Source organism: Nakamurella sp. GG22 (assembly GCF_052976845.2).
Genome location: NZ_JBRIIO020000003.1, coordinates 171,621 through 186,877 on the forward strand (window position 1 = coordinate 171,621; position 15,257 = coordinate 186,877).

Annotated in this window: 12 protein-coding genes and 1 pseudogene; all 13 read right to left on the bottom strand. The window is 66.4% G+C overall.

Annotated elements, in window-relative coordinates:
* Positions 1-251: 251 nt before the first annotated feature.
* Complete coding sequence (locus ACVBEQ_RS05045; RefSeq protein WP_447152334.1) at positions 252-1,244, bottom strand: family 43 glycosylhydrolase; 993 nt, start codon at positions 1,242-1,244, stop codon at positions 252-254.
* Between the two features lie 2 nt (positions 1,245-1,246).
* Complete coding sequence (locus ACVBEQ_RS05050; protein ID WP_447152335.1) at positions 1,247-2,152, bottom strand: carbohydrate ABC transporter permease; 906 nt, start codon at positions 2,150-2,152, stop codon at positions 1,247-1,249.
* Positions 2,149-3,093 (bottom strand): annotated as a pseudogene (locus ACVBEQ_RS05055) (carbohydrate ABC transporter permease). Before ACVBEQ_RS05055 ends, ACVBEQ_RS05050 begins: the two are co-directional and overlap by 4 nt.
* Positions 3,094-3,171: 78 nt before the next feature.
* Entirely contained in the window at positions 3,172-4,485 is a 1,314-nt protein-coding gene (locus ACVBEQ_RS05060) for an ABC transporter substrate-binding protein (RefSeq protein WP_447152336.1), read from the bottom strand.
* A gap of 100 nt (positions 4,486-4,585) precedes the next feature.
* The gene (locus ACVBEQ_RS05065) at positions 4,586-5,587 is read right to left on the bottom strand and encodes a LacI family DNA-binding transcriptional regulator (protein ID WP_447152337.1); all 1,002 of its coding nucleotides are present in this window, start codon (positions 5,585-5,587) and stop codon (positions 4,586-4,588) included.
* 294 nt (positions 5,588-5,881) lie between these two features.
* The gene (locus ACVBEQ_RS05070) at positions 5,882-6,388 is read right to left on the bottom strand and encodes a hypothetical protein (protein WP_447152338.1); all 507 of its coding nucleotides are present in this window, start codon (positions 6,386-6,388) and stop codon (positions 5,882-5,884) included.
* Entirely contained in the window at positions 6,385-7,350 is a 966-nt protein-coding gene (locus tag ACVBEQ_RS05075; RefSeq protein WP_447152339.1) for a hypothetical protein, read from the bottom strand. Before ACVBEQ_RS05075 ends, ACVBEQ_RS05070 begins: the two co-directional genes overlap by 4 nt.
* 11 nt (positions 7,351-7,361) lie before the next feature.
* Positions 7,362-9,941, bottom strand: coding sequence for a hypothetical protein (locus ACVBEQ_RS05080; RefSeq protein WP_447152340.1), 2,580 nt, complete (start codon positions 9,939-9,941; stop codon positions 7,362-7,364).
* Between the two features lie 83 nt (positions 9,942-10,024).
* The gene (locus ACVBEQ_RS05085) at positions 10,025-11,752 is read right to left on the bottom strand and encodes an ATP-binding protein (protein ID WP_447152341.1); all 1,728 of its coding nucleotides are present in this window, start codon (positions 11,750-11,752) and stop codon (positions 10,025-10,027) included.
* Complete coding sequence (locus ACVBEQ_RS05090) at positions 11,662-13,176, bottom strand: hypothetical protein (protein WP_447152342.1); 1,515 nt, start codon at positions 13,174-13,176, stop codon at positions 11,662-11,664. Before ACVBEQ_RS05090 ends, ACVBEQ_RS05085 begins: the two co-directional genes overlap by 91 nt.
* A complete protein-coding gene (locus ACVBEQ_RS05095; protein WP_447152343.1) occupies positions 13,173-13,610 on the bottom strand; it encodes a hypothetical protein in 438 nt (145 codons plus the stop codon). The genes ACVBEQ_RS05090 and ACVBEQ_RS05095 overlap by 4 nt, the downstream gene beginning before the upstream one ends.
* 57 nt (positions 13,611-13,667) lie before the next feature.
* Entirely contained in the window at positions 13,668-14,033 is a 366-nt protein-coding gene (locus tag ACVBEQ_RS05100) for a hypothetical protein (RefSeq protein ID WP_447152344.1), read from the bottom strand.
* Positions 14,034-14,066: 33 nt separating this feature from the next.
* Positions 14,067-15,068: a hypothetical protein gene (locus tag ACVBEQ_RS05105; RefSeq protein WP_447152345.1), complete on the bottom strand. Its 1,002-nt coding sequence runs from the start codon at positions 15,066-15,068 to the stop codon at positions 14,067-14,069.
* Positions 15,069-15,257 lie beyond the last annotated feature (189 nt).

Genomic DNA, 15,257 nt, shown 5'->3' on the forward strand with positions numbered 1-15,257 from the left:
GCGATGGCCGCGCCGAGAATTCCGGTGCTGCGTGGGGATCGATCTTCAGGTGGCGAATCCCCCATAGGGTCGATAGTAACGACGCCGGTGCCGGCAGTACTGGGCTGCTGGCACCGGCTTCGTGATCGAGCGGGAGAGGAATTACTCGCTGTCTGCGCTGACGGCCGGAACGATTTGAGTCTCGCCGTTCTGCCTGGTTGGCGAGTTTGCACGGTTTGATCGAAGGCCGCTGCGTCTGGGGGCGATGTCGGTCAGGTCTGGGTCACGGTCAGCCTCCGACTCCCTTGAGGTGGTGCGGCTTTGACGACTGGTTTGTCGTTGTCCCAGCTGATGGGCATGGGGTCGGTGAGTGCACCGACAAAGTGTCCTTCGCTGCCGCGGTTTTCGAAGGCAAGCATGATCCAGTTTCCTGCTGGGTCCTGGATCAGTTTCCCGACGTAGTAGTGATCGTCGGTGAGTGGGACGGCGTCAGCGACGTGGTACGGACCGAGTGGGCTGTCCGCCGGCGCCGCCCAGATGGAACCCTGATCCCCTGCTGTTCGCCGGGATCCGGAGTATTCCGAAGGCAGGCAATTGAAGATCAGCAGGTGTTGGCCGTCGATGGTGACCAGTTGGGGGACCTCGAGGTGCCCGAATCCGGCCCCCGGTTGGGTGAGGGGGGGGTGGACGTCCCAGTGCAGTAGGTCCTTGGAGGTGGCGTGGGCGATGACCCCTCTGTCGTCATCGGGTCCGTGGTTGGCCCGTGCGGTGATCAGCAGGTGCCAGCCGTCGCCGGCCGGGTCTTCCAGTACCCACGGGTCGCGCCAGTGGTGGTCGTGCCATGGTTGGCTGCCGCCCTTTTCGTACCAGCGCGGGTCCGCGGTCACGATGGGGTTGTCCGGGTGTTTGGTCCAGTGGTGCAGGTCGGGTGATGTGGCGACACCGACCTGTTGGATCAGCCGGCCGTCGGGCTCGCGGGTCGTGCCGGTGTAGAACATGAACCAGGTCCCGTCTGGCCCTTTGATCACCGACCCGGTCCAGGTGGCGGTCTGGTCGAAATCTGGTGCGTCACCGTGCACCAAGGCGTCCTGTACCTGTTCCCAGTGGCGCAGGTCGGTGGAGACCGCGTGCCCGACCGCCGCGCGGAGGTGGCGGCGATCGGGGTCGTGCAGTGCCCGTGAGGCGTGCAGGAAGAACAGGTGGTATTCGCCGTTGTCCTGGGCGAGCCAGAAGTCCCACAGCCAGGCGTCGGGGAGCCGGAACATGGTCAGCCTTTCACGCCGCTGGAGGCGATGCTGTTGATGAACGAACGTTGGAAGGCCACGAACAGCGCCAGGACGGGGATGGTGATCAGCGAGGCGTAGGCCATGATCTGACCCCAGGATGTGTTGAGTTGCTTGAAGTAGTCGATGCCCACCATCACCGGCCTGAGTTCCTCAGTCTGCACCACCATCAAAGGCCACAGGTAGGAATTCCACGCGGGTAGGAAGGTAAGGATGGCGACGGTGGCGATGGCCGGCCCGGACAGCGGCATGACGATCTTGCGGTAGATGGTGAACCAGCCGGCGCCGTCGACGATCGCGGCCTCGTCCAGTTCCTTCGGGATGGAATCGAAGTATTGATAGAAGAGGTAGATCGAGAAGGCGTTGGCGATGAACGGGATGATCTGCACCTCGTAGGTGTCCAGCCAGCCGATGCTCCCGTCGTAATAGGGAAGCTTGTTGACCCACCACAGCAGCGGCAGTGCCAGTGTCTCGAACGGCACGATCAGGGTGGCGATGATGACGCCGAGCATGATCGCCCGGCCGCGGAACTTCAGTCGTGCCAACGCGAACGCGCACATGCTGTTCACGATCAAACCGAGCACGACGGTGAGCACGGAAATGAGGATGGAGTTCATCAGGAACTGCCAGAACGGGACCCGGTTGAAAACGGCGGTGTAGTTGTCCAGTGAGATGTCGCCGACCGGGACGAAGGCCTTCAGTGATGTGAGGTCACCGAAGATCTGCACGTCCGGTTTCAGCGAGGACACCAGCATGAACAGCAGTGGCAGCCCGAAGACCAGGCAGAGCAGGATGCGGACGATGAACCCGCCGATCCGGCGGCCGGGCCCGGGCGGTGCGGTCCCGGTGACCGCGGGTGGGGTGGTGACGCTAGTGCTGGTGGTGGTCATTTGGCGTCCTTGTCACGGGTCAGGTACCGCTGGACGAGGGAAACGGCGAGGACGAGGACGAAGAAGACCAGCGAGATCGCCGACGCGTAGCCGGTCTGTTGCTGGGCGAACCCGGCCCGGACCGCCTGGAAGACAACGGTGCTGGTGGCGTCGAGAGGTCCGCCCTGGGTCATCACCTGGATCTGGGCGAACAGGCTGAACGCCGAGATGGTGATGGTGACCAGGATGAACGTCCGGGTCTGCCGCAATCCTGGCCAGGTGACGTAACGGAAGTTCTGCCAGGTACTGGCCCCGTCCAGCGCGGATGCCTCGTAGAGGTCGCCGGGGATGGTCTGCAGTCCGGAGAGCCAGATGACCATGTGGAAGCCGACGGCTTGCCAGATCGACATCAGCATGATTGCGCCGAGTGCTGTATTCGGGTTGCCCAGCCAGTCGGTGCCCTGAATGGCGCCGCCGGAGATGGTGCGCAGGAAGGAGTTGATCAGCCCGTCCGGCTGGTACATGAACTGCCACAGCAGCGAGATGACGACGATCGAAGTGACCACCGGCAGGAAGTACACCGTGCGGAAGAAGTTCACGCCGCGGACCTTCGCGTTGATCAGCAATGCCAGGACGAGTCCGAAGCCGGCCTGCACGGGGACCACGACGATCGCGAACAGGATCGTGTTCCGCAGCTATTTCCAGAACACGGGGTCCTGGAAGAGACGGGTGAAGTTGTCCGCCCCGACGAACCTGGCGGGTTCCGGGGAGATGAGCTTTGCGTTGGTGAACGCGAGCCCGAAGGTCAACGCGATAGGTATGAGGATGAACAGGACGATCAGGACGGCAGCCGGTGCGACCAGCCAGGCCGCCGCACGACCGTGGCTGCGGCCCGGCCGTCGCTGCTTGGTGCGAACAGCGCTTTCCGGTACCCGGGGTTCGATGGTTGCGGTTTGTGTCATGGGGGTCTCCTAGTAGAGCCCTTGGACCGTGCGGGGCACAGCGCCCCGCGCCCCGCACGGTCGACCAAAAAGGGGGGACTACTGCTGCTGGAAGAAGTTGTTCGACTGCTGATTGGCGTCGATATCGGAGACCGCCTGATCCAGCGCCGCCTGCGGGTCCCCGCCGTTGACGATGTCCTGGGCGGCCTTGGTGAACGTGGTGGCGATGAACGGGTAGCCGGGGGTCTGCGGGCGGACCTCGGAGAACTTCTTCGAGAACTGCCGGAAGACATCGTTCACCCCACCCGGCTCGTAGCCCTTGACCAGGGCGGCCGCGGCGTCGGTGGCCGGGATGGTGCCGGTGGCCTCGGAGACCGCCGCGACGTACTTGTCCTGCAGCGAGAACTTGAGGTAGTCAAGCGCCCCGTCCTTGTTCTCGCAGGTGGCGCTGACGCCCCACTGCCAGGACCCGCCGCCGATCTTCGGGCCGTTGCCGAAGTCCGGCGGCGGCATGAATGCGACGTCGTCGCCGAGCTTCTCGCGGGCCGCCTCGGCGCCCCACGAGCCGTTCCAGACGATGGCGCTCTTTCCGTTGAGGAAGTCCGCGCCGGCGTCCTTGCCGGACTTGGCTGCCATGTACCCATCGGTGACCAGGCTCTGGAACCACTTCGCCCAGGCCAGCGCCTCGGGGCCGTTGAGCACCCCGTCGGCGCTCTGGTAATCGGTGCGGTTGATCAGGTCTCCGCCGAAGCTCTGCAGGAACGGGGAGTACGCGTACGGCCACCATTCACCGGTATTGGCAGTCGCCATGTCCAGCGGGTTCGTCCACTCACCGGTCGCCTTGAGCGTGGCCAGCGCGGCGTTGAACTCCTCAGCGGTCCACGGTTTGTCGATCGTCGGGACCCGGATGTTGTTCTTCTCCAGGACCGATTTCCGCGCGTACATGGCCAGTGCCACGTCGTAGTACCCAGCGGAGTAATTTTTGCCGTTCCAGGTGCCGACGGTGCTCGGCAGGAACTTGGACAGTTGCTCCTCCAGCCCGTCCAGCGGTGCCAGGTACCCGCCCCACGCCCAGTTGGGGACGTTGGGCCCGTCGGTGTCCAGGATGCACGGCAGCGTCTTGGACGCGGCGGCGGCGGTCACCGACTGGTTGTAGGAATCCTGCGGGAACGCCTGCACCTCGACCTTGTACTTCGTTTGGCTGCCGTTGTAGTCACCGACGATCTGGTTGATCGCCGCGAGTTCCGTCTCGTTCCCGGCGTTGTGGGTCCACAGCTTGAGTGTGGCGGTGCCATTGGCGTCCGTCCCACTGTCGCTGCTGCTGGAGCTTCCTTTGCCGCACGCGGCAAGGGAGAGTGCCAGCGCTGCGGCTAAACTGGCCGCTGCGAGGCGCTTCAGGGTGTGCGATACCACGGAGTCCTCCAACTCATTGCAGTCCGGTGAATCCGGACAACGGACCGCCCGTTGCAGCGGGCGGGATGGGAATGGGGCGGTACCCGCCGCCCGACCAACCTCAGTGGCCGGGCGGCGGGCCCACCGATGCTCGCTGCACCAGTGGGCAATCCAGGACGACTTGCTCGATAGGCGAATGGTTCTCGGAGTTGATCAACTTCATCAACGTGTGCACCGCCCACTTCCCCATCTCCAGATGAGGCAGCGCGACGGTGGTGAGGCCCGGTCGCAGGCCCGCGGAAATGATCTGCTGATCATCGAAACCGACGATGGAAACATCACCGGGAATGGCCAACCCCAGCGCGGCCGCGGCCTGGTAGGCGCCCATCGCCATCCGGTCGTTGAAACAGAACAGCCCCGTCGGCCGGTCCGGGCGATCCAGCAGGATCATCGCGCCGCGATAACCTCCGGCCGACTCCGACAAATCGGTCACCGCCAGGCTAGGGTCAGGATCGATCCCGCAGTCGGTCAGCGCGCGGCGGTAACCGGCCAGACGGCCCACGGACGCTGGGATGTCGTCGACGTTACCGAGATACCCGATCCGGCGGTGCCCAGCCATCAGCAAGGCGCCGACGGCGGTCACCGCACCGCCGAACTCGTCGGGCACCGCGCACGCCCACTCCCCTTCGTTGGCGCGCGCATCGAGAAGGACCGTGCTCTTCGGCTCGAGCAACGCAGGCGGCGTCAGCACCCGGTGATACTCCGCGGCGTAGATGATGCCGTCGACCTGCCGGTCCAGCAGCGCGATGATCTCCCGCTCCTCCAGCTCAGGGTCCGTGCCGGAGTTCATCAACAGCAGCAGCGATCCGTACTCGGCCGCCGCCTGCTGGGCACCGACGATCGTCAGGCCGGCATGCGGTGAGGTGGCAATGTGGTCGCTGACAAACCCGATGGTCTCCGACCGCTGCTTCCGTAAGTTCTGCGCAAGCCGGTTCGGCCGATACGACAACTCCCGCGCCGCCTGCCGCACCCGCTCCCGGGTCTGCGGGTTGACCCGCTTGCCGGGAACGTCGTTGAGCACATGGGACACCGTGGTCACCGAGACACCCGACCGCTTGGCCACATCCCGAATCGTCGCTGACTGACTCACGCGTTGCCCAATCGGTTTGGCTTCGTTGACAGATTTATATTCGACCACAATTCGGACCGTGTCAACCATCACTTCCAGTACCACCCGATCGGCGCAACCGTTTTGGCCCTTACCTGAGCCGGACCGCTCGATCGACCCCGGACACGGCTACCCGCTGGCCCTCAGCAGCTGATATGACCTGGATTGGTTCTTCACAAGGATGCTTCCCGGGGTGGATGAAGGACCCGTCAGGTTCTGCATCGCTAGGGGTCCTCTTAGGAAGTGTCATCAGCGGACCAGTTGCAGGATGAAGGCCAGGACCACCAGGGATGCGATGGCGCCGCCGAGAATGACGGTGCTGCGCGGGGATCGGTCTTTCAGGTGGCGGATCCCCATGGGGTCGAAGAAACGCTTGATCCGTCCCTCCGCGGGATCTGCGTCGCTGCCGTCAGCGGCTGTGCTCTGGTCCGGGTCGGTGGGGCCGTGACCGGTGATTCCCAAGGTCTGCTGCTGTGCGAGCAGCACCTCCTCGAGTTGTTCGGTGAGGTCGTTGATCGTGGTGGGAGTGAGCCGCATCCACACGGCGACTTCCATGCCCTGCGGGTCGGTGCCGGACAGAACAAGGGTGGCGTCGAAGGGGTCCGTGCCGGCCCGGCTGATGCCGATCTCGGCGGATGCCGCTTGGCAGAGCACGCCGACCGCGGCCGGCATGTCCTGGCTCGGATCCCCTGCCTGTGGAATCTCCGGGCCGTCGGCGGATGCCTTCGCGGCCGAGATGTGTTCGTGGGTCGTCATTTCGCTGCGGCCTGCAGGGTGGGGACTGGTAGCAGGGCCGCGGTCAGCACAGCGCAGCGGTGGCTGCGGTAACGAGAGGGGGCCAGCCGGGTCACGTCCTCGAGGTGGTGCCGGCCGGTCACGATGACCGAGGCCGCCACGGTTCCGTCGTTGACCAGATGCCTTTCCAACCCTGCGGTTTCCCGGTCGGTCACAACCACGACGGGTTGGACCCGGGCAGCTGGCAGGCCGATCGCGGCCGCGGCAGCGGCGGCGGTTCTCGCGGCGGCAAGAGCACCCTGTTCTGGGGGTGCTGATGACGTCGGGTTGAAGCAGGCGATTGCGTGACCGTGCCCGACGAGAAGCCGATCAACCCGGGAGCCGTCGGGCAGTACCAGGGGCCCCAGATCTGTCCAACCGTTCACCGCCGGTAGTGCCGCGAGTAGGGCTCCGGCTGCTCGCCGGTGGCGGTGCCAGATGAGCCCTACCGCGCTGGTCAGGGCAACGATCAACACCACCGCACTTTCGCCATGGTCACCGAGAACGACGCACGGGACCGCTGCCAGCAGCAGCACCGTGGAGCCCAGCAGGGCGTTCAGCCCGGCGTTGATCAACGCGGGGCGTAGCGCGCAGGCAACGAGGGCTGGCACCGGTGCGGCAAGCACGTACCCGGTGAGCACGGCACCTACGTCGCCGGCGCCGATGACCTGCTGGCCGATCAGGATCACGCACACCACGGCGGGAACGGCGGCGGTGACAAGGGTGATCAGAGCGCAGACAGCGACCTGCGGGTGCGCCCGGGTCACCCACACCGCGGTCAGGGCCGCGGCGACCCCGGCCAGCAGCCAGGGCAGATTCGCACCCACCGCCACGTACAACCACCACAGCAACACCACAGCAGCGGTTAGCACGGTGGGTCGGCGGCGGCGGCGCCGACCGGCGGTACCTGCCGGGGAGAACGTTTGGTGGAGGAACTGTTTCACCGTGAGTCCTTTCATTCCGGACCGGCTGAGGCGGGTTCCAACGGTCGGCGGTCAGGTGCGTCGTCGTCGTTTCGATCGGCACCCGGTGGCGGTGTGGAGGGTCGAGCGGCGGTGGATGGGTCCGGCGGGGCGGGTCGAGGTATCCGCTGGGTCGGGGCGGGACGTGGGATCTGATCTGTCTGCGGCGGTGGGCCCGGACGCGGGATAGCGACCGTCTCAGGGGGTCCGGGGGGCCGCGGGATCCGGTCTGTCTGCGGCGGCGGGCCCGGACGCGGGATAGCGACCGTCTCAGGGGACCCGTTGGGGGGCGGTTGCTTTGGCTGCCCGGTGGGCATCGACGGCCCGGTTGCCCGGGCGGGGTTTGGCGGCGGGTGCCGCCGCAGGACAGGACCGACAGTCGCTGTGTCCCGGGCGGTGCCGTTCTTGCTGACCTTCGGATTCGGGGTTCCGGCGATGCGGGCAACCCTGGCGGCAGCGGTGGCCGTCGATTCGGTGTCCGCTTTGCCGGTGGTCTTCTTCTTCCCGCTGCCGCCGGTGTTGGCGGTGTTCGCGGCCTTGACCGCGGTGAGCTGGGCCCGACCCAGGTTTTTGTAGGACCGGCGGCGTGCGTCCTGGGGTCCGAGGACGGCGCCGCGGACGCCTCCGGTGAGCAGCGACACCGGTGCGAGCAGGGTTCCGGCCGTGCGATGCAGCGGCCCGCGGGTGGGATCGGCGGCCATCATCCGGCGGTGCTGACCCGCGACGAGGACACCCGCCCCAGCACCGACCGTCGTGCGGACAGCGGTGCGGGTAAGAGTTCTCGCGCCGCCGGCGGTGCGGCGTTGAACGTCTCCGGCCAGGTTGGGTGCGATCGACGCGGCGCCAGGGCGGATCAGTTCCTGCACCTTCTGCACGAGTTTCCAGAAGAAGAAAAGGATGACTCCCAACCAGACCAAGCGGAGCCCGAACGACAAGGTGGAGGCGAGCATCCAGGCGATGATCAGGATGGTCAGGGACAGCAGGATTCCGTAGGCCAGTCGGGATGCCCAGGCGTGCACCAGGTCTCCGGCCCATTCCTTCGCCATCTTCGCTTTGCCGGTGTAGGTCGCGAAGGCCAGCTTGAACGGGCCGGTGATGTAAAGGGCGAAGGTCAACGCGATCCACGCCATGGTGATGATCCCGGTGATCAGCACCGGCACGGCAGCGACAGCCGTACCGATCAGCGAAGAGAACGCCTGGTTGACCCGGGCTATCCCGACATCCCCGGCGTACGCCTGGGCGGTGGTGACGTTCGATTCGCTCAACGCCCGGAACACCCGGTACATCGGCGAGCACGCCGACGACACCGCCAGAACCAAGGGGGCGGTGGATTCACCGCTCTCCCCGGCAGCGCTCTTGACCAACATCCACGCCGGGGAGTCGGCGAACGCCGCCGTCGCACCGGCCGCGCACTTGAGGTACCCGTTCTGTCCAGACAGGGTGCTACCGATCTGTACTCCGCCGTGCTGGGCGATGAGGTAGGTCCGCAGATCCTGGCAGTCCCCCACGGCTGCCACGTAGCAGGGCAGCGCCTTCTCCGCCCGCAGCGCCTCAACCGAAATGGCGCCGTCTCCGCCCGGGGTGACAACTGTCCAATCCGCGGGCAACGGGACGGGCCCAACGCCGGCGCCGCCGAACTGGCCGATCGCCCATGGCCGGTACGCCAGGGCATCGGCCAGCACGCAGGAGGTGAGCCTTTGCCCGCGGATCCCGTCGGCCGGGCCGTCGGGCAGGATGCAGGCCCCACTGCCGGTGGCCAGCTCATCGAACAGGGCATTGGTCGCGACGGCGTTGACCTGAGAGATCGCGGTGTCGACCGTTCCCGCGATGCTGCGGAACCCGTTGACCCCACCGGTGGTCGCCGTGTAGAGGAAACCGGTCAGCGAGATGATGCCCGCGGCGACCGCGGCCGCGCCGACGGCCGCTCGGATACCTTTGCGGCGCAATGCATTGATGCCCGCCCAGATACCGGCGAGGATGAACATCAAGGTGGCGACCGGGACGAAGAAGACCGCGAAGACAGTAGCCACCGCGCCGCCGGATTCGTCGTACAAAAATTTCAGCGGGTCGTCGGCTGCGGCGGCCTCTTTGATCGCGATGGTGATCTGCAGGGCGGTCTTGCTGACGGTGAAGATCATGTTCCCGACCTGGGACCACACGTAGTTCCACAGGTTGCAGTTCCGGCTGCCGTCGACGTTCAATGGGATCGTCCACCAGGACAAGCCACGCAACCCCGAGATCTCATACAGCGTGTAGTCACCCGGTGGGAGCGCCGGCAGTTTGTCCATGGTGTCGGGGATGACGACGGTGGCCGGTGCGACCGGGCTGAAGGCCCGCCCGGCGGCGTCGACCTGGATGGCCGGGATCTGCCTGGCGCCGGCGAGATTGCGGTTGCTCATCCAGCTCTCGGGGCCGTCGCCGACCCCTTCCCACGGCTCGGTCGGGTTGACGATGCCGCAGATCCAATCCTGGACGGAATCCGAGATCCCCAGCACGTCCGCGCTGGCGGAACTGGTGGACGCCATCACTGTTCCCGCCGCACCCAGCAGAACCGTCACGGTGACGACCAGCATCGAGGCGGCGGTCCGAAGACATCTCACCGCAGTGGAAACCGGGGTGGGCGCGGTCGCAACGCCCCATACCTGCGGCGCCGGGATCACCGAGACCCCATGTCGGCCGGTACTTCTGTCCAATCCCGGTCGGCGCCGTCGGTGGCGGGTTCGGCCTCGAGGTGCTCATCGACGGGCAGCACCTCGACGTCGTCATCGTCCTGGTACCCCGTGACGGCTTCATCGGGTTCGGCGCCGGTGTCGGTGTGCGCAGCGACAGCTGCGATGTTGGTCCGCACCCGCAGCAGCGCTTCGGGGTTGATGTCCCAGTCCCAGGGGTCGGCGGGCACGGGTTTCGCCCAGTCGACCGCTTTGAGTTTCGGGTTGGTCTGGGCCGCCTGCTGCAGCACATGGAACATCTGGTCGATGGTGACGGCGGCGACCCGGGAGTCGGGATCGCGCAGTCCGCAGTCCCCGATGCGGAGCAGACCGCCGACCTCTTCGGCTTGCAGTTTTCGGGCCAGGGCGTCGACCTCGGCGCTGGACACGTTGTCATCGCTGCTGCGCAACGCGGCCAACGCCGCCCGGGCCTCCCCTTTTGATCGTTGCTTGAAAGCGAGCACCGTTGCGAACTGGTTGACCTCGGCGGACTCCGCGCTGGCCTGCCTTTCGATTGCCTGCATGCCGCGGGCCTGCTGGTCGATGAAGAACACGGCCGAGTTCAGCGACCGGCCCTGCCGCAAGTTGACAGTCAGGTATCCGCGTCCGGCCGGATCGGCGGTCACCATGTTGCCCTCGTCGACAAACGATGCGCTGGGCGGAATCCCGGGTTCGCCGGTCATCGGGTTGGTACTCATCCGGCCGCTCAGGTTGTCCCGCCGCATCCGGGACAACACCGACAGCATCGCCGCGGAGGCGTTGCGGTCCTTGTCGGTCCACAGCTCGGGGTTCTCCGGATGGTCGGGGGAGGTGAACCCGGCCATCGTGTAGATCACTCGGCGTTTGTGCTCCCGGCGATCCATCGGTTGCGGGTCGGCGCCCTTACCCAGCAGCAGCCGCAGGAACGGCACCCGCTCCCCGTTCTCCAGGCGGGTGATGACCTCATCGAACTCGTCACGGGCGTTCCGCAGGGTGCTGGTGTCCCCCGACTTGCGGGCGCTCTGGTAGTCCGCCTCGAGTTCCTGCCGTTCGGATCGGATGTAGGACAGTGCATCTCCGTACCCACAGGTGAAGCTGCGGCCGGCGGCGGTGGCCTCCTTGTGGGCCGCGGACATTGACCGGAGTGCCTTACGGACGATGCTGCGATGTGCCTGGTCGGTGAACAACACGTCGGTGAGATCAAGCGCCAAGCTGTAGCCGTCGTCGAAGGTGTCGTTGATCCGCCAGGGGTCCTGGCTGCCCCGGGCACCGCGGGCGAGGTCGACGATCTCGGTGTCGTCCCAGAATTCGCGGTTGACGGGTTGGAACCGGCTGGCCGGGGTGCCGAGGATGCCGGCGTCCGCGTCGGACATGAACGCCGGGTCCAAAACCTGCGGGCCGAAGGCGATATAGTAGGCGAAGCCGGCGAAGTCGATCTTCGGATCCAGCACTGAGCAACGGACACCGGACTCGCTGAGCCAGAAGAACATCAGGATCACGAAGCTGGACTTCCCACCGCCGGATTGCCCGAGCACCGCGATACCGGCGCCGTGGCCGCGGCCGATCTGGGCGTGCGGGTCGAAATGCACGACGGTGCCGTTGCTTTTCACGTAGCCGATGGGGATGCCGATCCAGCCCAGTGCGCGGCCCCTCTCGACCTGGATGCGGTCGCCGACCTGGTTGTGGGATCCGAGCATGCCCAGGGCTGGTTGGTACAGATCCGAGTACCGCGACCACAGGCCAAGACCACCGGCCGGGCCGGCGGACAAGGACCCGAGATCGGTGCCGACGGTCTCGCCGGGGAACTGCTCGAGCAGCAAAGGTAGTGCCGCGTGCGCGGGCACTCCATTGACACGTCGCCCATCGCGGCCTTGACGTCCTTGACGGCGCGGGCCAACGCGGCCGGGGTCGGTGCGGAGACGGTCAGCCGCAACCGGCCGACCATGCCAGGTTGCAGGTCGTCGTCGGCGTTGTCGGCCTTGATCTGCGCGGCTTGGTCACGGCGGGCCTCGAAGCTGTCGTCCGGTTCGGCGCCGGCCTTCGCCCGGTCCTTGCTCTCGTCCTCGACGTTCACCACGGCCCTGTCCGCCAGTCGCTTCCACTGTTTCGGTGGGATCAAGCTGTAACGCCAGGAGATCTCGGCGGGAACGGCGAGCCTGGCCAGTTTTTTGGACCAGGCCCGGCGGGCGTTGAACACCTGCCGGGGAGGTTCGTCGGCGACAACCAGTGTCGCGGTGTAGCTGGTCTGATCCTGGCCGGTGTGCGGGTTCCGCTGCAGCAGCTCGATGAAGCCACCCCCGCCGTTGTGGCCGCGGATGCTGGCGGCCAGCTCGAAGAACCCGCCGCGCCACGGTCGGCGGCGGGTGACTGGTTCGTCCGGGACCGGCAGGTGCCCGTGCCCGGGTTTGCGGATCAACCAGAGCAGGTCACGGCGGGTCAACGGTTCCGCGCCGTGCGGGGCGAGCACGTCGTGCAGGTTCTCGGCGAACGCCCTCCAATAGGTCAGATCGGTTTCGGTCAGCTTGTCCTCGGCGACGCCCAGTACGGCGGCGCTGACCTCGGCGTACGGATCGATGCCGGTCGGGGGTGGGCAGTCGCCGAGGCGGATGATCAACGCCCACATGCGTTGCGGTGTCGAGTGCAGGATGTGATCGGCGACCTTCCCGGCCAAGATCGTGTACATACGGGTGGGATGCCAGGCGTTGGACAGTAACTGGTCCAGCCACCCGTCGGTGGTGATCGGCCGGTACCGCACGAGCTCGTGGCAGCGAACCTCTTCCCCGTCGAACAAACCCAACAGAGCCTGATAGATCCCGACGGGAAGCATTGCGGTGTCACCGGTCTCACCCGCAGTGGCGAACTCATCGGTGCTGGTATCAATCACCACACCGGTGAACACCCCGGTGCCGTGCACAAAAACGGTGTCGTCGGCGTACCGGTACCCCAAGCGGCGCAGCTCCCACCGTCGCTGACGTGGCCGGGTGACCGCCGAGCCGACGCCTCCGCCGTGATCGGGCGCGCCTTTGTTCTGCCGCTTTTTCATTTCCCGGGCCCGCTGAATACGGTAGCTGGCGAACAGGATGCCCGGCACGACGAGGACGACCACGATCAGGACCGTCACCGTGGTGCTCCGCCCGCCGGCCGCCCGGGTGGCTGCCAGAAGATGACATCCCAGGCGAAATCGGTGGGCTCGGTGTTCTCCACCAGCCCCAGCACATCTCGAGGTTGGGAGTACCGGAAGTTCCAGGCCAACCGGATCTTTTCTGATTCGGTCAAACCCTCAGCGCGGTCCTTCGCCATCCGTAGGTAGACAACCAACAGTGGCGCCGGCAGCAGCAGCACCGACCACCACGGCGAGATCCCCGCCATCCACAAACCAAGCGCGGTGACAACGCCGACTGCTACCGCTGTCGCCGCGGCTGGTAGCGCCGCGTTCCACTGCACCCCGTTGATCGCCTTCAACGAGAGGTCACCGGCGGTGAACTGCCGCGACTGGTAGGTGAACAGCCTGGTGTAGTCGTCTGAGTAGATGACCTGGTCGTCGTTGGTCGTCAACGCTTCCCCCTATCGCACTGTGGGTTGCAGGTAACTGGGCCGGTCCTCAGGGTTGTGTCATCCACCGGTTGCGGCCGCGGGCGCCGGCGCGGGGGTGGTTCCGCTGTTCGTTCCGACCCCGATGAACAGCGGGACGATGATCAACGCCGCACCGATCAGGACACCGGCGATCAACAGGCCGAAGATCGCCCCGACCGCCTCCCGATGCCCAGTGCTGGCACCGTTGCCGGCGACCGATTTCGCGCCCAGCTTGATGCCGACCAGCACCATGCAAATCGCGAGGATCGTGCCGCCGAGGATCTGCAGCGAGGTGCCCCACTGCGCAACCCAGGTGTTGACCTGGTCCAGTGGGCCAGCCAGGTATGTCGTGCTCGCTGATGCTCGACCGGTCAGCGCAGCGGACTCAATGCTGATGATGCCCATGACGAGGTGGTCCTTTCTTTTGACTGTTTCTAGCTATCCCGCGGCGGGTGACGCTGTCGCAGTAGTTGCGAAGGTTGTTGCCGGTGCCGCTCCCCCAGCGGGGTCCGGTGCCGCACCGGTGATGTCGGTGACCTGCCACCGGCCGGCGGTCATCCGCAAGGAGATCGAATAGCCGGCGCGCTGAACCCCGTCAAGGCGGGTAGTCCAGTCCACCGCGACCCCTGCGGTGATCAGATCTCCGTCCCGGTAACCGGTCGGATCGCCCCGGGCCACCACGACCTGCGTCCGGGTCAGGGACGGCGCGGTGACCTGCCCGTGCATCCCCGACCGGGCGGCGGCGGATGCATCCCCAGCGAGAACGAGATTCAGCTGCACCGGGTCTGACACCGCCCATGCCCTCAGGAACGGCACCAGCACATCACGGGTCAACGTCTCGGCAATCAGCGGATCTGTCACCGCCGGTGCGGCCGGCGTGGGGGCGGGCGCAGCAGGCGCAACCGGCACCACCGCGACGTCGCCGACCACCCGCACACCAGCCGCCATTGACCGGGTCGACGACACCCAGATCGGCAGCGCAGCACCCACGGTGCGACCGTCCGCCATCGTCACCAAGAACCCGAGATGCGCCGCCGCACCGTCCACATAGGTCGCCCCCGCAACCGGCTTGACGGTGCCATCCCACGTCACCGCGAGCGGCGCTGTCGACGGGGTGTTCCCGGTCCAACCACATCCCGGGGTGACCCCATCGGAGGTCATCCGGGCCAACGCCGCCAACCGGTCCGCGGTCGCCACGGTGTCCTTCGCATCAGGGTGCGTCCAGCACAACGATAGGTAGGACACACCAAATGCAGCCGCACGATCCACCGGAAAGTTGCTGAGGTGGAACGCACTGGCATCATCCGCGCTGATCGCCGACGACTGGACCACCCGAGTCGACCCGGTGGAGACACCGCACGAGTACGCCACTCCCCCGACCAACACCAGCGGTGCCCCGATCAACACCAGCCGGGTGACCCAAGACCTGGTCTTGCCCACCACGCGCGACGGTTGTCCCGGCAACGGCACGTCGAACTCGTCGTCTACGGCGTGGTCCGCCGCTAGTCCCGCAGACGCCCTCCCACGTGAAGGACGAACCCACGCCAACACCCCCCGACGTCGTCGTCTGTGACGGGCGAACGCCGCAGTAATCGGAGCGGCGGTGCTGTTATCGGCTGCGCCTACCGG

Excerpts from the sequence above, each read along its gene's own strand:
- ACVBEQ_RS05050 (WP_447152335.1), bottom strand. The coding sequence starts at position 2,152 with ATGACCACCACCAGCACTAGCGTCACCACCCCACCCGCGGTCACCGGG.
- ACVBEQ_RS05100 (WP_447152344.1), bottom strand. The coding sequence starts at position 14,033 with ATGGGCATCATCAGCATTGAGTCCGCTGCGCTGACCGGTCGAGCATCA.
- ACVBEQ_RS05085 (WP_447152341.1), bottom strand. The coding sequence starts at position 11,752 with ATGCTCGGATCCCACAACCAGGTCGGCGACCGCATCCAGGTCGAGAGG.
- ACVBEQ_RS05080 (WP_447152340.1), bottom strand. The coding sequence starts at position 9,941 with ATGCTGGTCGTCACCGTGACGGTTCTGCTGGGTGCGGCGGGAACAGTG.
- ACVBEQ_RS05045 (WP_447152334.1), bottom strand. The coding sequence starts at position 1,244 with ATGTTCCGGCTCCCCGACGCCTGGCTGTGGGACTTCTGGCTCGCCCAG.
- ACVBEQ_RS05070 (WP_447152338.1), bottom strand. The coding sequence starts at position 6,388 with ATGACGACCCACGAACACATCTCGGCCGCGAAGGCATCCGCCGACGGC.